The organism is Halopseudomonas xiamenensis (genome assembly GCF_014219065.1).
In the GTDB taxonomy this organism is placed as follows: domain Bacteria; phylum Pseudomonadota; class Gammaproteobacteria; order Pseudomonadales; family Pseudomonadaceae; genus Halopseudomonas; species Halopseudomonas xiamenensis.
This window is the reverse complement of the sequence record NZ_JACLGO010000006.1, coordinates 44,764-69,198: the sequence shown is the minus strand read 5'-3', so window position 1 is coordinate 69,198 and position 24,435 is coordinate 44,764. Positions and strand designations below refer to the sequence as shown.

Below are 24,435 nucleotides of genomic sequence, written 5' to 3'. Positions count from 1 at the left end.
TACGGTCACTCGACCGAGCCGGGCGTCTCCTCCTGCAACACGGTGACAGCCAACTGCGGCACATCGGTAATCAGGCTGTCGACTCCCATCTCGCACAACTGCAGCATCAACTGCGGTTCGTTCACCGTCCACACCGAGACGTGCAGGCCATGGCGGTGGGCCTGGGCGATGCGCGCCGGTGTGCACAGCTTCCAGTTCAGCACCAGGAAGCGGCAGTTATAGCGCAGCGCACTCTTGACCGGGTCCAGCAGCCCGTACTCCTCGACCAATCCGGTCGGCAGCCTGCAGCCGCTGTCGCGGGCATGGCGCAGCAGGGCACGGCTGGCCGAGGTGATCACCACCTTGTCCGCGAGGTCGTAGGTGTCGACCAGCCGGGTAATGGCATCGATCACCCGACGGGACTGCGCCGCCGACCCGCTCTTGACTTCCAGCTGGTAGTGCTCGAATTCCGGGCAGGCCTGGAACAGCTGTTCCAGGCTGGGAATCGGGCAGGGTTCCGGCCAGCCGGCCAGGCCGAGACGGGCATCGATGCGCATCAGGTCAGCGGCGCGCTGGGCGGCAACCTTGCCCTTGATGCCGGTGGTGCGCTTGAGGGTCGGGTCATGGATGACCATCAACTGATGGTCGGAGGACAGATGCAGGTCCAGCTCCACCCGGGTGACACCTGCCTGCAGCGCCTTGCGGAAGCTGGGCAGGGTGTTTTCCGGGGCTTCGCCGCGGGCACCGCGATGGCCGTAGATGAGCATGTGGGGTCTTCAGTTACCTGAGGGAATGTGCTGGCGCACGCTATGGATCACCTTGTCGTGCTCGAAGTAGACGCTGAAGCCGGGGTAGTCCCAGCGGCTGATCGGCGGCTGGCCGACCGCCGGGTGACGGGTGCTCGGCTGGCCATGGCGCTGCTGTACGCTCTGGGTGCTGGCGCCGCGCTGCGGCAGTTCCAGCTGTTGCGCGGCAGCCTGTTGACCCAGGGGGATGGCCAGGGTATCGGCCTGTACCGCGGTGGTAGCAAACAGGGTGGTGACCAGGGCCAGGGGCAGAAGGTGGTTCATGTCGATGTCCTTTCGTTATGTTTCGTGGCACGGATTTCCTGTGCCTGTTTCTGCACGATATGCCGGGCCAGCAGCTGGCGCTGGGCATCGTTGCACTGGGCGAAGCTTACCTGTATCAGATAGCGGCCGGAAGCGGCATCCCGGACGCAGTCGGCAATCTGGACATTTGCCGCTAGCCCGATGGGGTCCGGCAGCAGCAGGCGCAGGGCGATCCACTCGCCCACCGGCAACGGCTGCTGGGCGCTGAAAGTCAGGCCGGCCTCGCTGAGCGTCACTGGCTGTGGTGCGCCCATGTCTTCGACCAGCTGCAGCGACAGCGCCCGGCCGATCAGGTCGACACGCTTGTTGAGGATCTTCAGATAGGCAGCCAGCCCGCGATCATGTTCGCCTATCTGGCGCAACAGATGCTGGGATTCGTGGTCCAACAGGTGCAATTCGCCGAGCAGGCCGAACAGCGGGGATGGTTCCGGTTGGGGCGGCTGCCGGGCGGGTGATACAGCGATCAACCGATAATCCAGGGCCAACCGGTCCTGGATCTGGAAGTAACCCGCGTGAACCCCATCGAGATTGTTGGTTTGCATGTTTCAGGCCCGTTTACCGAAACCGGTTTCAGTGTAACATGTCAGCCCGAACTGCCATTCATCGGGACCTTTCCCATCAGGTAACTGGTATTCCATGTTCAGACCCTTACCGTTTTTCATCGGGTTGCGCTATACGCGCGCCAAACGTCGTAACCACTTCATATCCTTTATTTCACTCATCTCCATGCTTGGGCTGACCCTCGGGGTGCTGGTGATGATCCTGGTGTTGTCGGTGATGAACGGTTTCGACCGTGAACTGCGCACCCGTATCCTCGGCATGGTGCCGCATGCCAGCATCAACGGCTACCAGCCGATCGAGGACTGGCGCAGCCTGGCCAGCCAGTTGGAAGCTGATCCCCAGGTGGTTGCCGCCGCCCCGTTCATCCAGATGCAGGGGATGCTGACGCATAACGGTAGTGTAGCCCCGGTGCTGGTCAGTGGCATCATTCCCGAGGCTGAGGCGCGGGTATCGATCATCGACCAGCACATGCAGGCCGGAACCCTCGACGATCTGAAGGAGGGTGAGTTCGGAATCATCATCGGCGAGCTGATCGCCAAGCGTTTCAATGTCCAGGTGGGCGACAAGCTGACTTTTGTCATGCCCGAGGCGTCGGTTACCCCGGCGGGGGTGTTCCCGCGGCTCAAGCGCTTCCATGTGACCGGTGTGTTCAAGGTCGGCGCCGAGCTGGACGCCTCCATGGCGCTGATTCACGCCGCCGATGCCGCCCGCCTGAGCCGCTGGGAGCCGGGCCAGGTGCAGGGGGTGCGGCTGCGGCTGGTCGATCTGTTCCAGGCGCCGCAGGTGGCCTGGAATCTGGTATCGCAGCTGCCGGGCGATTATTACGCGCAGGACTGGACGCGCAGCCACGGTAACCTGTTCGCCGCGATCCGCATGGAGAAGACCATGATCGGCCTGTTGCTGCTGCTGATCGTGGCTGTGGCGGCATTCAATATCATTTCCACCCTGGTCATGGTGGTCACCGACAAGAAGGCGGATATCGCCATCCTGCGCACGCTGGGGGCTTCGCCGGGCACCATCATGGGTGTCTTCATGGTCCAGGGCTCGGTCATCGGTGTGGTGGGCACCCTGGCCGGCGGTATTCTCGGGGTGCTGGCGGCGCTCAATGTGTCGGCGCTGGTGGCGGGGCTGGAGAAATTGCTGGGCACCCAGTTCCTCAGTTCCGACGTGTATTTCATCAGCTATCTGCCGTCCCAGTTGATCTGGACGGATGTCGTGATCATCTGCACTGCTGCGTTGGGCATGAGCTTCCTGGCGACGCTCTATCCGGCCTGGCGTGCATCCCGTACCGAGCCGGCGGAGGCCTTGCGTTATGACTGAAGCAGTACTGGAATGCCGGAAACTGAGCAAATGCTACGCGGTAGGGCCACAAAGCCTGCAGGTGCTGGATGGGGTCGACCTGCTGCTGCAGGCCGGCGAGCGGGTCGCCATTGTTGGCAGTTCGGGCTCGGGCAAGACCACCTTGCTGAACATGCTCGGCGGTCTGGATACCCCGACCACGGGTGAGGTCTGGCTGGCAGGGCGGCAGATGTCAGCACTCAAGGAGTCCGAGCGTGGCCAGTTGCGCAACAGCGATCTTGGCTTCGTCTACCAGTTCCACCACCTGCTTGCCGAGTTCACCGCGCTGGAGAATGTATGCATGCCTCTGCTGATCGGAGCAACGCCGATCGACCAGGCTCGTGAGCGGGGTATGGCGATGCTCGAGCGGGTCGGCCTGTCGGCCCGGGCCGGCCACAAGCCGGCCGAGCTGTCCGGGGGGGAGCGCCAGCGGGTGGCGATCGCCCGGGCGCTGATCAACGAGCCGGCTTGCGTACTGCTGGATGAACCGACCGGCAACCTCGACCAGCACACCGCCCGCAGCGTGCAGCAACTGATGCTGGAACTCAGCCAGCGGTTGCATACCGCCTTTCTGGTAGTCACCCACGATCTGGCGCTGGCGGCGCAGATGGATCGGGTGTTGACCCTGGATGAGGGGCGGCTGGTGGCGCAGCCGCGCTGAGGTCATTAGTAGGGTGTATCGCTCTCAACCAGGTTGGCTGTCAGGTCCTGCAAGGAGTAGGTTGGTAGGCAGGGCCGTGCCGACACGCCGTGAATACATCCCTGTAGGCTCGCTGCCGCCATCCCTGGCGGCAGACGGTCGGCCCAACCCTGCCTACCAACCTGCTCCGGAACCTTCCAAGCTGCTGATGGTTTAAGCCCACAGCCACACCAATGCTTGCACCTTTGTGCCGGGAGCAGACTATGGGGTTATCCAGGTGCAGCTGAACAGTATGACGCTCAAGACTGACGACGGCGTCGCATTTTGCGGCGCTTCCAGTTGCGTGCTACCCAGAAACGCCAATACAACAGGGTGCCGAAGTAGCCGATGGCCGCGGCGATGATGGCGGACACCAGTGATCCGGCCAGCATCGGTTGCCAGATATGCTGGAGTTCAGCCGTCAGCCAGGTGATCGACAGTTCCAGCGGCATGCTGCGCTCCGGGGCGCCCAGCAGCAGGGTGCCGAGCTTGTACTGCATGAAGAATACCGGCGGCATGGTGATCGGATTGGTCAGCCATACCAGGCTCACCGAGATCGGCAGATTGGCTTTGACAAGCACGGCGAGGAAGGCGGCGAGCAGCATCTGCATGGGGATCGGCAGCAGGGCGGCGAACAGACCGCAGGCCATGGCCCGGGCCACGCTGTGCCGGGTCAGGTGCCAGAGGTTGGGGTCATGCAGCACCGTACCCATGAAACGCAGCGATTTGCTGTTCCTGATTCGTTCCGGAGTGGGCATGTAGCGCTTGAGTAGCTGACGTGGCATCGCGGGCTGATCGGTAGGCGGGCTAAAGGACGATTATGCGCCTAATGACTACTCCCGGCCACCATCAGCGGCACAATGAAAATAACTGGATATCTTGCACATGGTTGTGCCGCTGTTTCTGACCGCGTTGATTGCCGGCATGTTGCTGCCGCTGGGTTGGAGCAGTCTGCCGCCGCTCTGGATGATTGCGCTGTCACTGGGCCTGGCATTGGCGCTGTGGCGCATTCGCCGGTTGCGCTGGCTGTTGCCGTTGACTGTGGGGTTGCTGTGGGCCTGCCTGTTTCATCAGCGCCTGCTGGATCAGCGCTTGCCACCGGAGTTCGATGGGGTTCGGGTGCAACTGCTGGCCCAGGTCAAGGGCTTGCCCGAACCGACCGAGAGTGGTTGGCGCTTCGATCTGGACCAAGTGCGGTTGGCCGACAGTGGACAGCCGCTGCCGCCAGTGCGAGCGCACTGGTTCGGCGGCCAGCCGCTCAACCCGGGTGAACTCTGGCGCTTCGAGATGACCCTGCGGCGCCCGGCGGGCATGGCCAATCCCGGCGGTTTCGATTACGAGGCCTGGTTATACGCGCAGGGTATTGGTGCGCTGGGCAGCGTACGCAGTGGGCAACGGCTCGACGAGACACAGCCGGGGCTGGGGATCGCCGCCCTGCGCAGCCAGATTCGCCGGCAGCTGGAGCTGGTGCTGGCGGATCAGCCCGGTGGTAACCGGCTGACTGCATTGGTGGTTGGCGACAAGAGTGTTCTCGCGCGTGATGACTGGCAGGTGCTGCAGGCTACCGGCACCAGCCACCTGATGGTCATTTCCGGACTGCATGTGGGTATGCTGGCGGCAGCGGTATTCGGTCTGGTGACCTTGCTGGGGCGTTGCGGCATCCTGATATGGCCCTGGCCTCGGTTGTGGCTGGCGATGCCGCTGGTGATCGTGGTCGCTGCCCTGTATGCATTGCTGGCAGGCTTCGATGTGCCGGTGCAACGGGCCTTACTAATGATCACCCTGGGGCTGCTGATCCAGTTGCTGTATCGCCAGCCGGGCTTGTGGACCTTCTGGCTGGTGGCCTTCGCTGCCGTGGTGGCGTTCAATCCAGCGGCGCCGCTGCGCGCCGGCTTCTGGTTGTCGTTCATCGCGGTCGGCCTGCTGCTGTATGGCATGGGCGCCCGGTTGGGTATGGCCAATCTCTGGTGGAAGTGGGGGCGTGCCCAGTGGCTGGTGTTCGTCGGCCTCTGGCCCTGGCTGCTGCTATGGTGCATGCCGGGAAGCCTGAGTTCACCACTGGCCAATATGCTGGCGATTCCCTGGGTCAGCCTGCTGGTGGTGCCGATGGCCTTACTGGGTACCCTGCTGCAGCTGTTGTTCGACTTCCCGTGGTTGGTCAGGGCGGCGGCCGTATCGCTGAACTGGCTGTTCGAGGGGCTCTCGTGGGTGGCGCAATGGCGTGAGGCCGAGCGCCTGGCGTTTCCCGGCTGGACCGGCTTCCTGCTGGGGTTGGTCGGAGTCGGCGCACTGTTGAGTCCGTTGGCACGCCTGCTGTGGCTGCCGGGGTTGGCCTGCGTTCTGGTCCTGTTGTTGCCAGCACAGCCACGCCCGGAGGCCGGCCAGCTGTGGGTTACCGTGCTGGACGTGGGGCAGGGGCTGTCGGTGCTGGTGCAGACACAGCATCATGACCTGCTGTACGACACCGGTGCGCGCTTTGCCAGTGGCTTTGACCTGGGCGAGGCGGTGGTGCATCCGGCGCTGCTGGCGTTGGGGGTGCGCAAGCTGGACATGCTGTTGCTCAGCCATGCCGACAATGACCACGCTGGCGGCGCAGCTTTCATTACCGCCAATCTGCCGGTCCGGCGCACGCTGGCTGGACAATCTGCCGCACTCGACCCCTTGCTCCGGGCGCGGGCGTGCATTCCCGGTGAGCACTGGAGCTGGGATGCGGTACGCTTCGAAGTTCTGCACAGCCCACCTCCGCCGGCATCGGCCAACGAGCAGTCCTGCGTGCTACGGGTGGTGGTGGGCGAAAGCGCCGTGCTGTTGCCCGGAGATGTTGGGATTCGAGGCGAATACCAGATGTTGGAGCGACCGCTGGCTGCCGATCTGCTGCTGGCGCCCCATCATGGCAGCCGCAGCTCGTCATCCTACGCCTTCATCCGTGCGGTCAGTCCGCGTTGGGTGGTGTTCAGTGCTGGCCGGCACAGCCAATACGGTCATCCGCATCCCCGGGTTGTGGAACGTTACCGCGAATTGGGGGCCGAACCAGTTTATACTGCCACCGCCGGAGCGATACGCTTTGTCCTGGACGACACAGGGAAGGCCCGCCGGGAATGGTCCTGGCGTGAGCGTGCACAACGCTTCTGGCATGCGGATCGAGTTGTGGGCCGGTTGGCTGAACATGCCTCCGAGCCCTAGAATAGACAAATTTCGGAGGGAACGCCTGTGTGGGAACTGATCAAAGCCGGCGGTTGGCTGATGTTGCCGATCGTATTGTCCTCGGTGGTGGCTGCGGCCATCGTGCTGGAGCGCCTGTGGACGCTGCGCAGTAACCGTGTTGCGCCGGCCAACCTGGTGGGCCAGGCCTGGCGCTGGATCAAGGACGGGCAGCTCGATGCCAGCCGGCTGAAAGCCCTGCGTGCCGATTCCCCGCTGGGCGAGGTCCTGGCGGCCGGCCTGGCCAATACCCATCATGGTCGGGAGATCATGAAGGAATGCATCCAGGAGGCGGCGACCAAGGTCATCCATGGGCTGGAGCGTTATCTCAGTACCCTGGGTACCATCGCTGCGGTATCCCCGCTGCTTGGACTGCTGGGTACCGTGATCGGCATGATCGACGTGTTCACCGCGGTGATGATGCAGGGGACCGGCAACACCGCTGTGCTGGCCGGTGGCATCTCCAAGGCGCTGATCACTACCGCGGCGGGCCTGACCGTGGCGATTCCTGCGCTGTTCTTCCACCGCTTCCTGTCGCGCCGGGTAGACGAGCTGGTGGTGGCCATGGAACAGGAGGCGACCAAGCTGGTGGAAGTGGTGCAGGGTCAGCGTGAAGCCGACTTCAACGGTAGCGCCCCGTCAGCCACGGACAAACGCCCCGTCAGCCTGGCGAAAGGGAATTGATCGATGAACTTTCGACGCAGGACACGGGTCGAGACCGATATCAACCTGACGCCGCTGATCGACGTGGTATTCCTGCTGCTGATCTTCTTCATGGTGTCGACCACCTTCACCCGGGAAACCCAGTTGAAAGTCGACCTGCCGGAATCCGTTTCCGGCGAGCGGGCCGATAACACCGATCCGCAGCAGATCGAAGTGCTGATTTCCGCTACCGGCGAGGTGGCGATCAATGGCAATGTGCTGATCAGTCCGAGCCTGGATACCCTGAAGGCGGCCCTGGCCCGCGAATCGGGTGGCAATCACAGCCTGCCAGTGGTGATCACCGCTGATGCCAGGACACCACATCAATCGGTCATCACCGCCATGGATGCCGCTGGCCAGCAGGGCTTCACCCACCTGCGGCTGACCACCAGCGAGCCGGAAAACCCGGCGCCATGAAACGGCTCTCCCTCGAGAGGTTCATGCTGCGTGCCTGGTACGAACGGCATGGCTGGCTGATCCTGCTGCGGCCTCTGTCGCAGCTGTATCAGAGGGTCGCCATGGGTCGCCGGCAACGCTATCTGGACAGCCCGGCAAGCCGTTGGCAACCGCCGGTACCGCTGATCGTGGTGGGCAATATCACCCTGGGCGGCACCGGCAAGACGCCGATGGTCCTCTGGCTGGTGGAACACTTGCGTAGCCGTGGGCTGCGCGTGGGTGTCATCAGTCGCGGCTATGGCGCCAAGCCACCTTCCTGGCCATGGCGTATCCGTCCCACCGAGGACGGTCCGGAGCAGGTGGGCGACGAGCCGCTGCTGATCGCCAGCCGCTGCCAGGTGCCGGTGGTGATCGACCCTGACCGCGCCAGGGCCGGGCGCTATCTGCTGGAGCACGCCCCGGTGGATGTGATTGTCAGTGACGACGGCCTGCAACACTACCGCATGGGGCGCACCCTGGAGGTGGTGATGATCGATCATGCACGCGGGCTGGGCAATGCCCGTTGCCTGCCCGAGGGGCCGCTGCGCGAGCCGGCCAGTCGCCTGGCCTCGGTGGATCTGCAGGTGCGTACCGGCGCCGCTGTCGATGCCGATGGCGCCTTCGCCATGCGGCTGCAGGCAACCGAACTGGTCAATCTGAAGACCGGTGAGCGCATCAGCCCGGCGCAGTGGAAAGCGCCACCCCGGGTGCAGGCGGTGGCGGGTATCGGTAACCCCGAGCGCTTTTGCAAGACCCTGGAGAATCACGGCTTCCTGCCGGAAATCCATGCCTTTGCCGATCATGCCCAGTACAATGCCGACAGCTTCGCCGAGTTCGATCATGGCGAGCCACTGATCATGACCGAGAAGGACGCGGTCAAATGCGCTGGCTTCGCGCGTGACAACTGGTGGTACCTGAGTGTAGATGCCCAACTGAGCGCCGCCTTCATCACGGCGCTGCATGCGAGACTGGACCGCCATCTGCCGTCCAGCCGGAAAACCTCCCCCTGATCGGAGTCTGACGATGGATCCCAAATTGCTCGATATCCTGGCCTGCCCCCTGTGCAAGGGCCCGCTGGTACAGAATCAGGACAAGACCGAACTGTGGTGCCGGGCCGATGGCCTGGCCTTCCCGGTGCGCGACGGCATCCCGGTGATGCTGGAGAACGAGGCGCGCGCCCTCGACGCCGACGAGAGGCTGGATCACTGACCATGTTCCACGTCATCATTCCTGCTCGTTACGCCTCCACCCGGCTGCCGGGCAAGCCGTTGCAGGACATCGCCGGCAAGCCGATGATCCGGCACGTCTGGGAGCAGGCCCAAAAGAGCGGCGCTGCTTCGGTAACCATCGCCACCGACGATCCACGTATCGTCGAGGCCTGCCGCGGCTTCGGCGCGGATGCGCTGATGACCCGTGCCGATCACCCCTCGGGTACCGATCGCCTGCAGGAGGTTGTCAGCCAGCTGGGACTGGATGCCGAGGCGCATGTGGTCAATGTGCAGGGCGACGAGCCGATGATCCCGCCGGCGCTGATCGATCAGGTGGCGAGTAACCTGCGGGCCTTTCCCGCTGCCAGCATCGCCACCCTGGCCGAGCCGTTGCAGGGTGTCGATACCCTGTTCAACCCTAACGCGGTCAAGCTGGTCACCGATCACCAGGGGTTTGCCCTGTATTTCAGTCGCGCGCCGATGCCCTGGTGCCGGGATGCCTTTGCGCAGGGGCGTCCGAGCGAGCTGCCGCAGGATATCCCGTTTCGCCGCCATATCGGCCTGTATGCCTATAAGGTCGGCTTCCTGCATGACTATGTGCGCTGGCCCGCCAGTCCGCTGGAAATCGCCGAGTCGCTCGAGCAACTGCGCGCACTCTGGTTCGGCTGCCGTATCCATGTGGCCGATGCCTGCGAAATGCCGCCGCCAGGGGTGGATACGCCGGAAGACCTGGAGCGGGTGCGTCAATTGCTGGCCTCACGCTGATGGGGTTGGCGGTTGTTTCCCAGGCGGACCTGGGGCTGCTCAATACCTTCGGCATCAGTGAGCATGCCGAGCGGCTGGTAGCGGTCGAGAGCGACGGGCAACTGCGCGATGCCCTGGCTCTGGCCCGGCAGCACGACTGGCCGGTAACCCTGCTCGGTGGCGGTAGCAACATGGTACTGGCCGGACCGGTGCCGGGTCTGACCGTGGCCATGCGCAGCCGCGGCCGGCGGGTGCTGGAGCGCAGCGCCGATAGCGTGCTCATCGAGGCGGAGGCGGGGGAGAACTGGCATCAACTGGTGGGCTGGACCCTCGACCATGGTTTCCACGGGCTGGAAAATCTGTCGCTGATCCCCGGTACCCTGGGCGCCGCGCCGGTACAGAATATCGGCGCCTACGGGGTCGAGCTGTGCGAGGTGTTCGACAGCCTGGAGGCGCTGGACCGCGGCAGCGGCCAGCTCTGCCGGCTGGACCGCAGCGCCTGTCGCTTCGCCTACCGCGACAGTCTGTTCAAGCAGCAGCCAGGGCGCTTCGTCATTCTGCGGGTGCGTCTGCGTCTGGGCACGTGCCCACAACCGCGGCTGGACTATGCGCCGCTGGCAGCGGCCTGGCAGGCCACCGGTCTGCGGCGCCCTGACAGCCGGGTGATCAGCGAACTGGTATGTCGTATTCGCCGTTCCAAACTGCCGGACCCGGTACAGCTGGGCAATGCCGGTAGCTTCTTCAAGAATCCGCTGCTGCCAGCCGGGCAGGCGCGAGCGCTGCTGCTGCGCTGGCCAGCCATGCCGCATTATCCGCAGGCTGATGGCAGTATCAAGCTCGCCGCCGGTTGGCTGATCGAACAGGCCGGCTGGAAGGGGCATTGTCAGGGCAGGGTAGGAGTCCACCGGGAGCAGGCGTTAGTGCTGGTCAACTACGGCGGTGCCCGTGGTGCTGAGGTGATGACGCTGGCGCGGGCTATCCAGCAGGATGTGGCGGAGAAGTTCGGCGTCGAGCTGGAGATGGAGCCGCAACTGATCGGCGGTTGATTCCGGCGCCCTGGTAGCGTTGCTCAAGGCCATGAACGACAAAGGGGATGCCAATCGGCATCCCCTTTGTCGTTATTGCGGTTAACGATCAGCTTCTGGGAGTCTGCTCGTCATCTTCCTGCTGCTCCACCACGCTGGTGCCCGGATGCTCAGGGATGTCCGCCTGCTCACCGGTATTGACCACTTCCTCAGCTTCATCCGCTGCCGGGCTTGGCTCGGCCTGGGCCTGCTCGATGGTCTCGATGACCTCCTGGGCCTCGGCCATGGCCTCACTCACCGACTCGGCCGGCGCTGCCGCCTGCTCGATGGGCTGTTGCGTATCGGCTGCTGCAGCGGCCGGGGCCTCGGGCTCGGCTTGCGCCTCGGCCTGGGCTTGCTCGGCTTGCTGCTCGGCCAGGCGCTTGGCTTCCAGACGACGCTTGCGGATTTCACGCGGGTCGTTGAACGCGCGGCCGCTCTCGGTCAGAGCTGGAATGGCCTTCTGCTCTGGTTCGGCAGCCGGTGCCTCGACCTCGACTTCCGGGGTCTGCTCGGTGGCAACCTGTTCTGCTACCGGGGCAGGGGCCTGGGCCGCTTCCTCTGGCTGGGCAGGAGCCTGCTCTGCAGCCGGTGCGCTGTCCGTGTCCGCGACGGCTTGCGCCTCGGGCTGCTCGGCAGCGACTGGCTCGGCCTCGGCCTGGGGCTCGGCAGCTGGTTCTGCGGATGCACTGGCTGCTGCCGGCGGTGCAAGCGGCTCGCTAGCCTCTTCGCGCTGCGACTGGTTGAAGGCCTCGACGGCACTCTCGATCGATTGCTCGATATCCGACACCGCCTGGTTCAGGGCTTGCTCGACCGGCTGCTTGACCTCTTCCAGGGGCTCGGCAACGACAGGCGCTGCCGCTTCCACGGCCGGCTCGTTGATCATCTCCGACGGTGCATTGCCTTCACTGGCAGCAACCGCCTGGGTGGCTGCAACTGCCACACTGGCCGGAATGATTACCTCGGCTGCAGTGCTGTCCTGGCGAGCCGGTTTGGCGGTATCCGCCGCTTCGGCTGCGTTGTCTGCCTGGGCGCTGATATCGCCGGCGTTGTCGTCCTGGGTCGCACTGCGGCTGCGACGGTTGTTGCGACGACGCTGACTGTTGCGCGACCGGCGCTTGGGACGATCCTCTTCCGAGGTGCCTTCGCTGTCGGCCTGCTCCAGGTTCAGGTCGGTCAGTTCTTCGTCCTGTGCTACGGCCGGTTCCGCCTGGCGTGGCGCACGGCGTTCCTGACGACCGCTGTCTTCGGTCTGCACTGCACGCTCTGTGCTTTCAGTGCTGGCGCTGCTGCTACGGCGACGACGACGGCTGGTGGTGCCGCCCTCGGTCTTGCTGGCTGCTGCTGTGCTGGCCTGGCTGGATTGGGCTTCGGCTGCCGGTTCGGCGCTCTTGCGCTCGTTGCGCTGGGCCTGGGGACGCTCGCTGCGTTCGCCGCTGCGCTCCCCACGCTCACCACTGCGCTCACCGCGCTCGGGGCGCTGACGACGGTTACGGTTGGGACGACGTTCGCCGCCGCGGCCGGCATCGCGGGTGGTCTTCTGCGCGCTGCTGGTGGCTGGCTGCTGCTCGGCCGCCTCGGCCTGGCTGCTGTCGCTGGAGAACATGCCCACCAGGGACTTGATCAGCGATTTGATCAGACCCGGCTGGGATTCCTGGATAGCCTTGGTTGCCGCAACGACAGGCGCCGGGGCGGGTGCCGGGGCAGGGCGGGACGGAGCAATGCTCTTGACCGCTGCTTCCTGGCGCACGATGGCACGGGTCTGGCTGACCTGGACCGGCTCCTCGTGTTCGACATCGGCACTCATGGTGTAGCTGGATTCGCTGTTCAGTACCGCTTCCTGGTCATCGCGCAGGCGCTGGACTTCGAAGTGGGGCGTATCCATGTGCGCGTTTGGCAATACCAGCAGGCGAACCTGGGTGCGCGCCTCGGTCTTGGCCAGCACGTCGCGCTTTTCGTTGAGCAGGAAGGTGGCGATGGAAACCGGCACGTGGGCGCGCACCTCGGCGGTACGATCCTTGAGTGCTTCCTCCTCGATCAGGCGCAGTACCGACAGCGACAGCGACTCGACGTCACGAATGGTGCCGCGGCCATTACAGCGCGGGCAGACGATGCCGCTGGTCTCGCCCAGCGAGGGACGCAGGCGCTGGCGGGACATTTCCAGCAGGCCGAAGCGGGAAATACGACCCACCTGGACCCGGGCACGGTCGGCTTCGAGGCTCTCGCGTACACGCTCTTCTACGGCGCGTTGGTTCTTCGCCGGGGTCATGTCGATGAAGTCGATGACGATCAGGCCGCCGATGTCGCGCAGGCGCAGTTGGCGGGCGATTTCCTCGGCCGCCTCCAGGTTGGTCTGCAGCGCGGTTTCCTCGATATCACCACCCTTGGTGGCACGCGCCGAGTTGATGTCGATGGAGACCAGTGCCTCGGTATGGTCGATCACGATGGAGCCGCCGGAGGGCAGTTTCACCTGGCGGTCGAAGGCGGTCTCGATCTGGCTTTCGATCTGGAAACGGTTGAACAGCGGTACGCTGTCTTCGTACAGCTTGACCTTGCTCGCGTACTGCGGCATGACCTGGCTGATGAAGTTGAGTGCTTCTTCCTTGACCGTCTCATTGTCGATCAGTACCTCGCCGATGTCCTGGCGCAGGTAGTCGCGGATGGCGCGGATGATGACGTTGCTTTCCTGGTAGATCAGGAAGGTACCGTTGCGCTCGCTGGAGGCACTCTTGATCGCTTCCCACAGCTGCAGCAGGTAATCCAGATCCCACTGCAGTTCCTCGGCGCTGCGGCCCAGGCCGGCGGTACGCACGATCATGCCCATGTCGGCAGGGACGTTGAGGCTGTTCAGGGCTTCACGCAGCTCGTTGCGCTCCTCACCCTCGATACGGCGGGAGATGCCACCGGCGCGGGGGTTGTTCGGCATCAGTACCAGGTAGCGACCGGCCAGGCTGATGAAGGTGGTCAGGGCAGCGCCCTTGTTGCCGCGCTCTTCCTTGTCGACCTGGACGATGACTTCCTGGCCTTCCTTGAGTACTTCCTTGATGTTGACCCGGCCTTCAGGCTGCTTGGTGAAGTATTCGCGGGAGATTTCCTTCAGCGGCAGAAAGCCGTGGCGTTCGGAGCCGAAGTCGACGAAGGCGGCCTCGAGGCTGGGTTCGATGCGAGTGATGCGACCCTTGTAGATGTTGGATTTCTTCTGCTCGCGCGCGCCTGATTCGATGTCCAGGTCATACAGCCGTTGGCCGTCTACCAGCGCTACGCGCAACTCTTCGGGCTGAGTTGCGTTGATCAGCATTCTTTTCATGAAGTACCGTTGTGTTTCCAGTGCTTCCCGGAACACGAGTACGGCACCTGATTCTTCCGTTAGGTGTCAGGCGTGTTTCTGCTTGGGCCAACCTTGCCCTTGTTCAGAGTTCACATTGCTGTTGCCGTTGGGCAGCTGCAGTTCAGTCTGTCTATGGCGAGTACAGAGAAACTTTACTTTTAGGGAGGAATCAGCCGGACTGGGGACGGGGACACGGTCAATGCAAATGTCAACGCTCGTCACATCATCCTGAAGCTGTGCATCTCCACCTAATCACTTTCCCATCTGAATCGGGTGCCGCTCGTCGCCTTCCGCGGAGCGGGTTAATATTCTGCCGGCCTGTGGCCTACAGCATGTTTTCTCGAGATTCGCCGGCATTGCTATTAGTGGCCTGACGAAGGCTCTACATCAATATTTCTGGGAGGGGTGCGGTAATCGGATCGACTACCAAGGCCTCCTGCTGCCTTTTGCGCAGCTCGTCGGACTATAGCAGCATTATTCAAGTGCTTCAATTGAATGAAAAAATGTATGATGCGCCCATGAAAACCGACCAATCCGTTATCTCTTCCAGCGTGCAGACCGACCTGATTTCCGAGGGTCAGGCTGGTCAGCGCATCGATAATTATCTGCTGACACGGCTCAAAGGCGCGCCCCGGACGCTTATCTACCGCATCCTGCGCAAGGGCGAGGTGCGGGTGAACAAGGGTCGCATCAAGCCCGAGTACCGCTTGAAGGCGGGCGACAGCATTCGCATACCGCCGGTACGCCTGCCTGAGGCGGACGCGCCGGCACTGGTTGGGCAGGGTATCCTGAATGCGCTGGAACAAAGCATCCTGTATGAGGACAAAGGCCTGATCGTGGTCAACAAACCCGCCGGCCTGGCCGTGCATGGCGGTAGCGGGCTGAATTTCGGCGTGATCGAGGCGATGCGCCAGCTGCGCCCGAGCGAGGCGCAGCAGCTGGAGCTGGTGCACCGCCTGGACCGGGATACCTCCGGCTGTCTGATGATCGCCAAGAAGCGCAGCATGCTGCGGCATCTGCATGCCGAGTTGCGCGGCGATGGCCCGGGCAAGGGCGTGGACAAGTGCTACCTGGCGCTGGTGCGTGGGCGCTGGCCGTCGCAGGTGAAGAAGGTGCACGCGCCGCTGTTGAAGAACAACCTGCGCTCGGGTGAGCGCATGGTGGAGGTCAATCCCGAGGGTAAGGAGTCGCTGACCGAGTTTCGCGTGGTGCAGCGTTTCGGTGATTTCGCCACCCTGGTCGAGGCGCGACCCATTACCGGCCGCACCCACCAGATTCGTGTCCATGCCCGTCACGCTGGTCATCCGATTGCCGGAGATGCCAAGTACGGAGATGATGAGTTTTCCAGAGTTATTCGAGAAAAAGGCGGTAAGCGGTTGTTTCTGCATGCAGTATCTTTGAGTGCGCAGCTGCCCGACGGTGAGCGCCTGCAGGTTCGCGCCGAGCCCGGGAATGTCTGGGACATGACGCTGCGCCAGCTTGAAAAGGAGTGACATGAATACCCTGATCTTCGACTGGGATGGCACCCTGGCCGACTCCATCAACAATATAGTGACCGCCATGCAGCGCGCGGCGGTGGATGTGGGCCTGCCGGCCCGCTCGGTACGAGAGGTGCGCGACATCATCGGCCTGGCACTGCCGGATGCGGTTGCCGTGCTGTATCCCGAACTGGACGAGCCGCTGCTGGCGAGGCGATTGATCGAGGCCTATGCCGACAACTACCTGGCGCTTGAGCGCGAGCCCTCGCCGCTGTTCGAGGGGGTGCACGTTGCGCTTGAGGCGCTGCGTGCCCAGGGGTTTCGCCTTGCCGTGGCAACCGGCAAGGGCCGCAGGGGGCTGGATCGCATGCTCGCCTCCCACGATCTGGAAAACTATTTCGATGTCACCCGCTGTGCGGATGAGACCGCCGGCAAGCCGAACCCGCGGATGATCGAGGAGATTCTCGATGAGCTGTGCGTGACCCCGGCCGATGCCTGCATGGTCGGTGACAGCGAGTTTGACATCATGATGGGGCACAATGCCGGGGTGCGCCCGGTGGCGGTTACCTACGGTGCCATGACCCATGAGCAGCTGCTGCGCTGCCGGCCAGTGCATTGCGTGGACTCCTTCGATGAATTTCATGGGTGGGTATTGCCCCAGTTTCGGACCAGCCAGATGATAGAGGTGCAATAAATGCAACAGGACCAATGGACCGACGGGCCGATGATCGAGCGTAGCCAGGCCAAGGCGCAGAAGGAAGATCGCAAGGCCTGGGAGCTGCTTGAGAAATCGCTGCTGGCATCGGTGCAGGAACAGCGGCGTTCGCGGCGCTGGGGGATCTTCTTCAAGAGCCTGACCTTCCTCTATCTGCTGGGCGCGCTGTTCCTGTTCTCGCCGTTCGCCGGTCTCGAAGGCACCGCGGCCACAGGCAAACCGCACACCGCGCTGATCGAGGTGCGTGGCACCATTGCCGATCGCCAGGAAGCCAGTGCGGACAACCTGGTTACCAGTCTGCGCCGAGCCTTCAAGGATGAGCAGACCCAGGCGGTGGTACTGCGTATCAACAGCCCCGGTGGCAGTCCGGTGCAGGCAGGTTATGTGTATGACGAGATCAAGCGCCTGCGCACGCTGCATCCGGATACCAGGCTGTATGCGGTGATTGCCGATATCGGCGCCTCCGGTGCCTACTACATTGCCGCTGCGGCCGATGAAATCTATGCCGACAAGGCCAGTCTGGTCGGTTCGATCGGTGTGACCGCGGCCGGGTTCGGTTTTGTCGAGACCCTGGACAAGCTGGGGGTGGAGCGGCGCACCTATACCGCAGGTGAGCACAAGGCGTTCCTCGATCCGTTCCAGCCCGAGCGTGCGGATGAGCGGGCTTTCTGGCAGACGGTGCTGGAGACGACCCACCAGCAGTTCATCGACCAGGTCAGGCAGGGGCGGGGAGAACGCCTGAAGGAGCATCCCGACCTGTTCAGTGGCTTGGTATGGTCGGGTGAGCAGGCGCTGGAGCTGGGATTGGTCGATGGCCTGTCGAGTGCCTCGGCGGTGGCTCGCGAGGTGGTCGGTACCGAGGAACTGGTCGACTTCACTTATCGCGAATCACCCTTCCAACGCTTTTCTCGGCAGCTGGGCACCAGCATCGGCAATAGTCTGGCGACCCACCTCGGCCTGGCCGCCCCGGCGTTACGGTAACGGCACGCCTTCCTGGCGCAGCATCTCGCACAGCCTGATCAGCGGTAGCCCGATCAGGCTGTTCGGGTCATCGCCGCGCAACGCGCGAAACAGGGTTATGCCCAGTCCTTCCATCTTGAAGCTGCCGGCGCAGTCATAGGGCTGTTCGCGCAGCAGGTAGCGCTCGATGCTGTCCTCGTCCAGTTCGCGAAAACTGACATGGAATGGTTCGCTGGCCAGCTGGTAGGCACCGGTACGGCTGTTGAGCAGGCACAGCGAGGTGGTGAATTCGACGGTGCGGCCGCTACAGCGCCGTAGCTGCTGTCGTGCAGCTGCATGGTTGCCGGGTTTGCTCACAGGTTGCCCGTCCAGCAGCACTACCTGGTCGGAGCCGATGATCAGGTGGTCGGTGAATCTGCCTGCCAGCGCCTGTGCCTTGCCCAGCGCCAGGCGCCGGGTCAGCTCGCGGGCGGTTTCGTCGGTGTGGGGCGACTCGTCGATATCCGGTGCGGCGCAGTCGAAGGCCAGCCCTAGGCGTTCGAGCAGGACACGGCGGTAGGGGGAGCTGGAGGCGAGAACCAGACCGGGCATTTTGCTGTCCTTTATATAAGTGGTTGATCGGGATTCTATCCCGGCTGCGGCATGCCGTGGCGAAGATAGGGTTTTTCCGCAAATAGTTTTGACAGCGGCACCCTTGGTGCCTAGAATTGCGCGCTTATGTCTGGACCCATACCTGCACACATAGAGCCGCGTCGGCTGGTTGACCGTGGAATCGTCCTGAAAGGGATCGTACCCACCGCCAAGATGCCCCGCCTCAGCGCCTTGCTTGACGCTCCTGCTGGAGATGTCCAGGTGGAGCTGTCCTTTGCGCGGGACGAGCAGGGCGTCAGTGCCATGCACGGGCATTACCGGGTCGAGGTCGCGCAGATCTGTCAGCGCTGCCTGGAACAGGTGGTGCTGGCACTGGATGCCGAATGTGATGTGGGATTTGTGGCAAGTGACGAGGCGGCGAAAAACCTGCCCCGGCACTATGAACCGGTTATTGTGGATGAAGAGGCGCTCGATCTGCATGCGTTGATCGAGGATGAACTGCTGCTGGCACTGCCGGCGGTTCCGATGCATCCGATGGGAACATGTCAGCACCCGCCAGGCTATCAGCCTGATACGGCGGAGCCTGAGGAAGAAGCTGAAAAGCCCAACCCCTTTAGTGTGCTGGCCAAGTTGAAACGCGATACCTGAGCTTAGGAGCTTAAAGTCATGGCTGTACAGCAGAACAAAAAGTCTCGTTCCGCACGTGGCATGCGTCGTTCGCATGACGCACTGACCGGCGCGGCACTGTCCGTAGATCAAACTACCGGCGAGACTCATCTTCGTCACCACGTGTCCCCGGATGGCTTCTATCGTGGCCGTCAGGTGGTCAACAAGGACAACGACGAATAAGTCTTGTCCACGTCAGTCCGCTTAGCGATTGATGTGATGGGCGGGGACTTCGGTCCCCGCTGCATTATCCCCGCTGTTGCCCGCTGCCTCCAGCAGATTCCCGGGTTCAAGGTCATTCTGGTCGGTTCTCCCGAGCCCATGACTAGCCTCTGCGCCGAACATCCCATGCCTGGCGATCGTGTCAGCTTCGTTCATACTTCCGAAACCATTCTTGCCGATGATCTGCCTGCCAGCGTGCTGCGCAGCAAGCGCGATGCGTCCATGCGCGTGGCTATCGAGCAGGTGCGCGACGGTCATGCCGACGGCTGTCTCAGCGCTGGCAATACCGGGGCACTGATGGTGCTGGCCAAGACCCTGCTGGGTACGGTGGAAGGTATCCAGCGGCCGGCGATCATGGCGGCGTTGCCGGTGGCTGGCAAGTTCTGCCATGTGCTGGACCTGGGTGCCAATGTCGACTGCAGTGCGCGCCAGTTGTTCGAGTTCGCGGTGATGGGCTCCGAGGCGGTGTCTGAGCTGACCGGTATCGAACGGCCCCGGGTCGGCCTGCTGAATATCGGCAGTGAGATCAACAAGGGCTCGTTGCGGGTGCGTGAGGTGTCCGAGCTACTGCGTGACAGTCGCTCGTTGAACTACATTGGCCATATAGAAGGTAACGAGCTGTTCCATGATCGGGCCGATGTGGTGGTCTGTGACGGCTTTGTCGGCAACGTGGTGCTCAAGGCCAGTGAAGGCCTGGCGGATTACATGCAGGACGAGATGCGTCGGGCATTGGCCAGCAATCTGCTGCTGCGGTTGATGGCGCCATTGCTGCGCCGCGCACTCAAGCCCATGGGGCGACGACTGGATCCGCACCAGTACAATGGCGTCAGTCTGCTGGGGTTGCGGGGAGTGGTGGTCAAGAGCCATGGCAATGCCGGCCAGCACGCCTTCGAGGTGGCTATCAGGCAGGCAGTGCGTGCCTGCGAGTCGGATATGCCGCAGCGCATTGCCGCCCGGCTGGCGCGTTGCCGGGACGAACTGTTGTGACCTGCATGACTGCCTGGTCATCCTAGACGGAATTATTTCATTGATAAATGAGGAAAGCTGCATGACTCAAACCCTCGCATTCGTATTTCCCGGGCAGGGCTCCCAGGCGATCGGCATGCTCGCCGGGCTGGCCGAACAGCACAGCCTGATCGGCGAGACCTTTGCCGAGGCCGCCGATGCGCTTGGATACGATCTATGGCAGCTGTGCCAGAATGGGCCGGAAGCTGAGCTGAACCGGACTGATCGCACCCAGCCGGCGATCCTGGCTGCTTCCGTTGCTCTATGGCGCCTGTGGGTGGCCAATTCCGCCGCGCGTCCGGCATTTGTCGCTGGTCACAGCCTGGGGGAGTACTCCGCTCTGGTCGCCGCCGGGGTGATTGGTTTCGCCGAGGCGCTGCGCCTGGTCGAGCGCCGCGGGCAGCTGATGCAGCAGGCGGTGCCGGAAGGTGAGGGTGCCATGGCGGCGATCCTGGGGCTGAGCGATGAGCAGATCATCCAGCTGTGTGGCGAGGCGGCGCAGGGCGAGGTGGTCAGTGCGGTGAACTTCAATGCTCCCGGGCAGGTGGTCATCGCCGGTCAGGCGGCCGCGGTGCAGCGTGCCATCGACGCCTGCAAGGCGGCTGGGGCCAAGCGTGCAATCGGTCTGCCGGTCAGCGTGCCGTCGCACTGCGCGCTGATGCAGCCGGCGGCCGAGCAACTGGCTCGGGACTTCGCCGAACTGAGCTGGCAGGCGCCGCAGATCACCCTGGTGCAGAACGTCAGCGCCCGCCCGGCGGCGGATCTGGATGCGCTGCGCCAGCAGCTGGTCGAGCAGCTGTACAGTCCGGTGCGCTGGGTCGAGAGTATCGAGTACATGGCTGCGCAGGGCGTTACCGACCTGATCGAATGTGGCCCCGGCAAGGTGTTGTCGGGCCTGAACAAGCGCTGCGCCAAAGGTGTTGCGACTCACAACCTGGACAGTGTGGACGGCTTTGCCGCAGCTCTGGCCCAGTTTGCCTAAGGAGATCGATATGAGTCTGGAAGGAAAGGTGGCGCTGGTTACCGGTGCCAGTCGCGGAATCGGGCAGGCCATCGCCCATGCCCTGGCAGCCCAGGGCGCCATCGTGGTCGGTACCGCCACCAGTGATGCGGGTGCGGCCTCGATTGCCGAAAAGCTGTCTGCGGCGGGCTGCCAGGGTACCGGCATGAAGCTGGATGTACGTGACCCGGCCTCGGTGAGCGAGGTGCTGGAGCGCATTGCCAGCGAGTATGCTGCACCGGCGATTCTGGTCAATAATGCCGGTATCACCGCCGATAACCTGCTTATGCGCATGAAAGACGATGAGTGGGACGATGTCATCAGCACCAACCTGGGCTCGGTCTACCGTTTGTCCAAGGCCGTGCTGCGCGGTATGACCAAGGCCCGCTGGGGGCGTATCATCTGCATCAGTTCGGTGGTCGCCGGCATGGGCAATGGCGGGCAATCCAACTATGCTGCCGCCAAGGCCGGCATGGAAGGCTTCGCCCGGGCACTGGCCCGCGAGGTGGGTTCCCGCGGTATCACCGTCAATGCGGTGGCGCCCGGGTTCATCGATACCGACATGACCCGCGCACTGAATGACAACCAGCGGTCGGTCATGCTCGAACAGATTCCGCTGGGGCGCCTCGGCCAGGCCGAGGAAATTGCCGCAGTGGTGGCGTTTCTTGCCGGTGAGCCGGCTGGATATATCACCGGGGCAACCATTCCGGTGAATGGCGGTATGTTCATGGGTTAAACTCCGGCACCTTAGGGTTGCCAATGGAGTTTGACTGGTTGAGAAGCGACCCGGTGCGAGCTGTCTGGGCCGGGCCGTTTCAGCACAGAAGCATTTCCAGCTTGAAAACTCGGGAATTCTTTCTATAAACTACCCGCAGTCCGGCTTTCGGAACTGCAAATTAGGAGTGAGAACAAGGTATGAGTACCATCGAAGAGCGCGTCAAGAAAATTGTTGCCGAACAACTCGGCGTCAAAGAAGAAGAAGTAACCAACAGTGCTTCCTTTGTTGAAGATCTTGGCGCTGACTCCCTGGACACCGTTGAGCTGGTGATGGCTCTCGAAGAAGAATTCGAGACCGAGATTCCGGATGAAGAAGCCGAGAAGATCACCACCGTGCAAGAAGCAATCAACTACGTGAACGCGCATCAGAAGTAATCACGCAGTCTGCTTGCAGGTCGAAAGAAGCCGCAGTCCTGGTATCGGAACTGCGGCTTTTTTTATGGCCTGCCATTCCCCGACTGTCATCCCGTGGGTGCCCTGCACTCCGGTGGAAACAAGGGGTGACGGTTGTCGGAGCATCATTCAGTTGCCGCGCCGGCCCTTTATGCGGACAATAGCCCGCTGTCAGAAGAGTTGAATTAAGGAGTCTCCTTTGTCGCGTAGACGCGTCGTGGTAACCGGCCTGGGTATGTTGAGCCCGCTCGGCAATACGGTTGAAAGCAGCTGGCAGGCAGCTTTGGCAGGCAAAAGCGGCATCGCCCCCATTGAACATATGGACGTGAGCGCCTTCAGCACTCGCTTCGGTGGTTCGATCCGCGGTTTCGAGATCGAGCCGTACATGACCGCCAAGGAGGCGCGCAAGCTGGATCTGTTCATCCAGTACGGTATCGCGGCCTGCATGCAGGCGCTGAACGAGTCGGGCCTGGAAATCAGCGATGCCAACCGCGACCGCATCGGCGTGTCCATGGGGTCGGGTATCGGCGGGCTGACCAATATCGAGCATAACCACGAATTGCTGCTCAACAGCGGTCCGCGGCGCATCTCCCCGTTCTTCGTACCCGGTTCGATCGTCAACATGGTCGCCGGCTACCTGTCGATCCAGTACGGACTGCGTGGTCCGAACTATGCCCTGACCACGGCCTGCACCACGGGCACGCACAGCATCGGCATGGCGGCGCGCAACATCGCCTACGGCGAAGCGGACGTGATGATCGCCGGTGGTTCGGAAATGGCCACCAGCGGCCTGGGCCTGGGTGGCTTCAGTGCTGCCCGCGCGCTGTCGACGCGCAATGACGAGCCGCAGAAGGCCAGTCGTCCCTGGGACAGTGAGCGCGATGGTTTCGTACTGTCGGATGGCGCCGGCGCCATGGTGCTGGAAGAGTACGAGCACGCCAAGGCGCGTGGCGCGCATATCCATGCCGAGCTGATCGGTTTCGGCATGAGTGGCGACGGTTACCACATGACCGCACCACCGGAAGATGGCCGCGGAGCGGCGATGTGCATGGGCAATGCCCTGCGTGACGCCGGTATCGATGTAGAACAGGTGGGTTACATCAATGCCCACGGCACCTCGACCCTGGCCGGCGATCTGGCCGAGACCCGCGCGGTGGAAAGTGTCTTCGGTGAGCATGCCCGCTCGTTGGCGATGAGTTCGACCAAATCCATGACCGGCCACCTGCTCGGTGCCGCCGGTGCAGTCGAGGCGATCTTCAGTGTGCTGGCCCTGCGCGACCAGGCGGCACCGCCGACCATCAACCTGGACAACCCGGGTGAAGGCTGCAATCTCGACTACGTCGCCCATGAGGCGCAGTCGCGCAAGCTGGATGTGGCCGTATCCAACTCCTTCGGCTTCGGTGGCACCAACGGCAGCCTGGTGTTTCGCCGACTCTGATGGATAGCCGGATGGCCACCCCGACCGACACCAACTGCCTGGTCAATGGTATGCCAGGTAGCCTGGTCTCGGTTCGGGATCGCGGCCTGGCCTACGGTGACGGGTTGTTCGAAACCATACGGGTAAGTGCTGGGGTTGCGCCGCTGCTGGATCTGCATTTTCAGCGCCTGGCGCAGGGTGCGACAGTGCTGCGCCTGCCGCTGGACCTGCAGTTGCTGCGTGACGAGGTCACTGCCTGCGCTGTGCAGATCGGCAGCGGACTGCTCAAGCTGACCATTACCCGTGGCGAATCCCAGCGCGGTTACGCCATGCCGTCGCAGTCAGCGCCGACCCGCATCCTGCAATCCTCGCCGCTGCCCGACTATCCGCCGCACAATGCCGAGCAGGGCATCGTCCTGTATCCCTGTGCCACGCGCCTGGGTTATCAGCCGCTGCTGGCCGGCCTCAAGCATCTCAATCGGCTGGAGCAGGTGCTGGCGCGCAGCGAATGGCAGGATGCCGGACATGCCGAAGGGCTGGTGTGCGATCTGGCCGGTCACCCGGTCGAGTGCACCATGAGCAATCTGTTCATTCGGCTCGACGATGCCTGGGTCACGCCAGTGCTCGATCGATGTGGCGTACGTGGTGTGATGCGTGATTACCTGATGCAGCAGCTGGCCGGCCGGGGAGACCCGGTTGTCGAGCGCCGGATCGATCTCGACGAGCTGTTGGCGGCCCGGGAGGTATTCTGTTGCAACAGCGTGTTCGGCGTCTGGCCGATCGTGGGGTTGGACGGACATCGCTGGCCGGTCGGCCCGCATACGCGGCTCGCGCAAACCCTGGCAAAGCAGGTCTTTAGTTGA

General features: G+C 63.2%; 26 protein-coding genes. 20 read left to right on the top strand and 6 right to left on the bottom strand.

The window, feature by feature from the left end; all coding sequences use genetic code 11:
• Positions 1-5: 5 nt before the first annotated feature.
• The 3 genes from H6X51_RS05725 to H6X51_RS05715 are packed head-to-tail and all read right to left on the bottom strand — an operon-like array spanning position 6 to position 1,630.
• Positions 6-746 carry a glycerophosphodiester phosphodiesterase gene (locus tag H6X51_RS05725; protein ID WP_185266556.1) on the bottom strand — a complete coding sequence of 247 codons (741 nt, stop codon included), beginning with the start codon at positions 744-746 and terminating at the stop codon, positions 6-8.
• Between the two features lie 9 nt (positions 747-755).
• Positions 756-1,049, bottom strand: coding sequence for a phosphodiesterase (locus H6X51_RS05720; protein ID WP_185266555.1), 294 nt, complete (start codon positions 1,047-1,049; stop codon positions 756-758).
• On the bottom strand, positions 1,046-1,630 hold the full coding sequence (locus tag H6X51_RS05715; protein ID WP_185266554.1) for a PilZ domain-containing protein: 585 nt from the start codon (positions 1,628-1,630) through the stop codon (positions 1,046-1,048). The genes H6X51_RS05720 and H6X51_RS05715 overlap by 4 nt, the downstream gene beginning before the upstream one ends.
• Before the next feature lie 94 nt (positions 1,631-1,724).
• Between H6X51_RS05715 and H6X51_RS05710 the strand changes: the two genes are divergently transcribed.
• Both H6X51_RS05710 and lolD read left to right on the top strand, forming a co-directional pair.
• On the top strand, positions 1,725-2,969 hold the full coding sequence (locus H6X51_RS05710; RefSeq protein WP_185266553.1) for a lipoprotein-releasing ABC transporter permease subunit: 1,245 nt from the start codon (positions 1,725-1,727) through the stop codon (positions 2,967-2,969).
• Positions 2,962-3,648 carry a lipoprotein-releasing ABC transporter ATP-binding protein LolD gene (lolD, locus tag H6X51_RS05705; RefSeq protein WP_185266552.1) on the top strand — a complete coding sequence of 229 codons (687 nt, stop codon included), beginning with the start codon at positions 2,962-2,964 and terminating at the stop codon, positions 3,646-3,648. The genes H6X51_RS05710 and lolD overlap by 8 nt, the downstream gene beginning before the upstream one ends.
• A gap of 278 nt (positions 3,649-3,926) precedes the next feature.
• On the opposite strand, the gene H6X51_RS05700 is transcribed toward lolD, so the two are convergent.
• A complete protein-coding gene (locus tag H6X51_RS05700) occupies positions 3,927-4,451 on the bottom strand; it encodes a DUF2062 domain-containing protein (RefSeq protein ID WP_185266551.1) in 525 nt (174 codons plus the stop codon).
• A 100-nt stretch (positions 4,452-4,551) separates the two neighbouring features.
• Between H6X51_RS05700 and H6X51_RS05695 the strand changes: the two genes are divergently transcribed.
• The 7 genes from H6X51_RS05695 to murB are packed head-to-tail and all read left to right on the top strand — an operon-like array spanning position 4,552 to position 11,002.
• A complete protein-coding gene (locus tag H6X51_RS05695; protein ID WP_185266550.1) occupies positions 4,552-6,849 on the top strand; it encodes a DNA internalization-related competence protein ComEC/Rec2 in 2,298 nt (765 codons plus the stop codon).
• 27 nt (positions 6,850-6,876) lie between these two features.
• Entirely contained in the window at positions 6,877-7,551 is a 675-nt protein-coding gene (locus H6X51_RS05690; RefSeq protein WP_185266549.1) for a MotA/TolQ/ExbB proton channel family protein, read from the top strand.
• Between the two features lie 3 nt (positions 7,552-7,554).
• Positions 7,555-7,986 (top strand): ExbD/TolR family protein, encoded by a 432-nt coding sequence (locus H6X51_RS05685; protein WP_185266548.1) that lies wholly within the window; start codon positions 7,555-7,557, stop codon positions 7,984-7,986.
• Positions 7,983-9,014 (top strand): tetraacyldisaccharide 4'-kinase, encoded by a 1,032-nt coding sequence (gene lpxK, locus H6X51_RS05680; RefSeq protein ID WP_185266547.1) that lies wholly within the window; start codon positions 7,983-7,985, stop codon positions 9,012-9,014. The genes H6X51_RS05685 and lpxK overlap by 4 nt, the downstream gene beginning before the upstream one ends.
• Before the next feature lie 13 nt (positions 9,015-9,027).
• On the top strand, positions 9,028-9,213 hold the full coding sequence (locus H6X51_RS05675) for a Trm112 family protein (protein ID WP_185266546.1): 186 nt from the start codon (positions 9,028-9,030) through the stop codon (positions 9,211-9,213).
• A 2-nt stretch (positions 9,214-9,215) separates the two neighbouring features.
• Positions 9,216-9,977 (top strand): 3-deoxy-manno-octulosonate cytidylyltransferase, encoded by a 762-nt coding sequence (gene kdsB, locus H6X51_RS05670; RefSeq protein WP_185266545.1) that lies wholly within the window; start codon positions 9,216-9,218, stop codon positions 9,975-9,977.
• Positions 9,977-11,002, top strand: coding sequence for a UDP-N-acetylmuramate dehydrogenase (gene murB / locus H6X51_RS05665; RefSeq protein WP_185266544.1), 1,026 nt, complete (start codon positions 9,977-9,979; stop codon positions 11,000-11,002). Before kdsB ends, murB begins: the two co-directional genes overlap by 1 nt.
• Positions 11,003-11,090: 88 nt before the next feature.
• Here the strand turns inward: murB and rne are convergent, their stop codons facing one another.
• Positions 11,091-14,327 carry a ribonuclease E gene (gene rne, locus H6X51_RS05660; protein WP_185266543.1) on the bottom strand — a complete coding sequence of 1,079 codons (3,237 nt, stop codon included), beginning with the start codon at positions 14,325-14,327 and terminating at the stop codon, positions 11,091-11,093.
• A gap of 539 nt (positions 14,328-14,866) precedes the next feature.
• Between rne and rluC the strand changes: the two genes are divergently transcribed.
• From rluC to H6X51_RS05645, 3 genes are read left to right on the top strand one after another with little or no spacing between them, the layout of a single operon-like run.
• The gene (gene rluC / locus H6X51_RS05655) at positions 14,867-15,841 is read left to right on the top strand and encodes a 23S rRNA pseudouridine(955/2504/2580) synthase RluC (protein ID WP_185266542.1); all 975 of its coding nucleotides are present in this window, start codon (positions 14,867-14,869) and stop codon (positions 15,839-15,841) included.
• Positions 15,828-16,520, top strand: a complete 693-nt coding sequence (locus H6X51_RS05650) for an HAD-IA family hydrolase (protein WP_407925948.1) — start codon at positions 15,828-15,830, stop codon at positions 16,518-16,520. Before rluC ends, H6X51_RS05650 begins: the two co-directional genes overlap by 14 nt.
• A complete protein-coding gene (locus tag H6X51_RS05645) occupies positions 16,521-17,522 on the top strand; it encodes a S49 family peptidase (RefSeq protein ID WP_407925947.1) in 1,002 nt (333 codons plus the stop codon). It abuts the gene before it with no gap.
• Here the strand turns inward: H6X51_RS05645 and H6X51_RS05640 are convergent.
• Complete coding sequence (locus tag H6X51_RS05640; protein ID WP_185266540.1) at positions 17,514-18,092, bottom strand: Maf family protein; 579 nt, start codon at positions 18,090-18,092, stop codon at positions 17,514-17,516. The genes H6X51_RS05645 and H6X51_RS05640 overlap by 9 nt on opposite strands.
• A 261-nt stretch (positions 18,093-18,353) precedes the next feature.
• Between H6X51_RS05640 and H6X51_RS05635 the strand changes: the two genes are divergently transcribed.
• The 8 genes from H6X51_RS05635 to pabC all read left to right on the top strand — a co-directional run bounded on the left by H6X51_RS05635 (position 18,354) and on the right by pabC (position 24,435).
• Positions 18,354-18,740 (top strand): YceD family protein, encoded by a 387-nt coding sequence (locus tag H6X51_RS05635; protein WP_185266539.1) that lies wholly within the window; start codon positions 18,354-18,356, stop codon positions 18,738-18,740.
• Between the two features lie 18 nt (positions 18,741-18,758).
• Entirely contained in the window at positions 18,759-18,941 is a 183-nt protein-coding gene (gene rpmF / locus H6X51_RS05630) for a 50S ribosomal protein L32 (RefSeq protein ID WP_090538598.1), read from the top strand.
• 3 nt (positions 18,942-18,944) lie between these two features.
• Entirely contained in the window at positions 18,945-19,967 is a 1,023-nt protein-coding gene (gene plsX / locus H6X51_RS05625; protein ID WP_268898595.1) for a phosphate acyltransferase PlsX, read from the top strand.
• Between the two features lie 61 nt (positions 19,968-20,028).
• The gene (gene fabD / locus H6X51_RS05620) at positions 20,029-20,967 is read left to right on the top strand and encodes an ACP S-malonyltransferase (protein ID WP_185266538.1); all 939 of its coding nucleotides are present in this window, start codon (positions 20,029-20,031) and stop codon (positions 20,965-20,967) included.
• A gap of 10 nt (positions 20,968-20,977) precedes the next feature.
• Complete coding sequence (gene fabG / locus H6X51_RS05615; RefSeq protein WP_185266537.1) at positions 20,978-21,721, top strand: 3-oxoacyl-ACP reductase FabG; 744 nt, start codon at positions 20,978-20,980, stop codon at positions 21,719-21,721.
• 179 nt (positions 21,722-21,900) lie between these two features.
• Entirely contained in the window at positions 21,901-22,137 is a 237-nt protein-coding gene (gene acpP, locus H6X51_RS05610; RefSeq protein WP_044499790.1) for an acyl carrier protein, read from the top strand.
• A 217-nt stretch (positions 22,138-22,354) separates the two neighbouring features.
• Positions 22,355-23,593: a beta-ketoacyl-ACP synthase II gene (gene fabF / locus H6X51_RS05605; RefSeq protein WP_185266536.1), complete on the top strand. Its 1,239-nt coding sequence runs from the start codon at positions 22,355-22,357 to the stop codon at positions 23,591-23,593.
• Positions 23,594-23,604: 11 nt separating this feature from the next.
• Positions 23,605-24,435, top strand: a complete 831-nt coding sequence (gene pabC, locus H6X51_RS05600; RefSeq protein WP_185266535.1) for an aminodeoxychorismate lyase — start codon at positions 23,605-23,607, stop codon at positions 24,433-24,435.

Bases quoted from the DNA above. Each gene is read 5' to 3' on its own strand.
- H6X51_RS05725 (WP_185266556.1), bottom strand. From the start codon at position 746: ATGCTCATCTACGGCCATCGCGGTGCCCGCGGCGAAGCCCCGGAAAAC.
- H6X51_RS05720 (WP_185266555.1), bottom strand. From the start codon at position 1,049: ATGAACCACCTTCTGCCCCTGGCCCTGGTCACCACCCTGTTTGCTACC.
- H6X51_RS05715 (WP_185266554.1), bottom strand. From the start codon at position 1,630: ATGCAAACCAACAATCTCGATGGGGTTCACGCGGGTTACTTCCAGATC.
- H6X51_RS05710 (WP_185266553.1), top strand. From the start codon at position 1,725: ATGTTCAGACCCTTACCGTTTTTCATCGGGTTGCGCTATACGCGCGCC.
- lolD (WP_185266552.1), top strand. From the start codon at position 2,962: ATGACTGAAGCAGTACTGGAATGCCGGAAACTGAGCAAATGCTACGCG.
- H6X51_RS05700 (WP_185266551.1), bottom strand. From the start codon at position 4,451: ATGCCACGTCAGCTACTCAAGCGCTACATGCCCACTCCGGAACGAATC.
- H6X51_RS05695 (WP_185266550.1), top strand. From the start codon at position 4,552: ATGGTTGTGCCGCTGTTTCTGACCGCGTTGATTGCCGGCATGTTGCTG.
- H6X51_RS05685 (WP_185266548.1), top strand. From the start codon at position 7,555: ATGAACTTTCGACGCAGGACACGGGTCGAGACCGATATCAACCTGACG.
- lpxK (WP_185266547.1), top strand. From the start codon at position 7,983: ATGAAACGGCTCTCCCTCGAGAGGTTCATGCTGCGTGCCTGGTACGAA.
- H6X51_RS05675 (WP_185266546.1), top strand. From the start codon at position 9,028: ATGGATCCCAAATTGCTCGATATCCTGGCCTGCCCCCTGTGCAAGGGC.
- kdsB (WP_185266545.1), top strand. From the start codon at position 9,216: ATGTTCCACGTCATCATTCCTGCTCGTTACGCCTCCACCCGGCTGCCG.
- murB (WP_185266544.1), top strand. From the start codon at position 9,977: ATGGGGTTGGCGGTTGTTTCCCAGGCGGACCTGGGGCTGCTCAATACC.
- rne (WP_185266543.1), bottom strand. From the start codon at position 14,327: ATGAAAAGAATGCTGATCAACGCAACTCAGCCCGAAGAGTTGCGCGTA.
- rluC (WP_185266542.1), top strand. From the start codon at position 14,867: ATGAAAACCGACCAATCCGTTATCTCTTCCAGCGTGCAGACCGACCTG.
- H6X51_RS05645 (WP_407925947.1), top strand. From the start codon at position 16,521: ATGCAACAGGACCAATGGACCGACGGGCCGATGATCGAGCGTAGCCAG.
- H6X51_RS05640 (WP_185266540.1), bottom strand. From the start codon at position 18,092: ATGCCCGGTCTGGTTCTCGCCTCCAGCTCCCCCTACCGCCGTGTCCTG.
- rpmF (WP_090538598.1), top strand. From the start codon at position 18,759: ATGGCTGTACAGCAGAACAAAAAGTCTCGTTCCGCACGTGGCATGCGT.
- fabD (WP_185266538.1), top strand. From the start codon at position 20,029: ATGACTCAAACCCTCGCATTCGTATTTCCCGGGCAGGGCTCCCAGGCG.
- fabG (WP_185266537.1), top strand. From the start codon at position 20,978: ATGAGTCTGGAAGGAAAGGTGGCGCTGGTTACCGGTGCCAGTCGCGGA.
- acpP (WP_044499790.1), top strand. From the start codon at position 21,901: ATGAGTACCATCGAAGAGCGCGTCAAGAAAATTGTTGCCGAACAACTC.
- pabC (WP_185266535.1), top strand. From the start codon at position 23,605: ATGGCCACCCCGACCGACACCAACTGCCTGGTCAATGGTATGCCAGGT.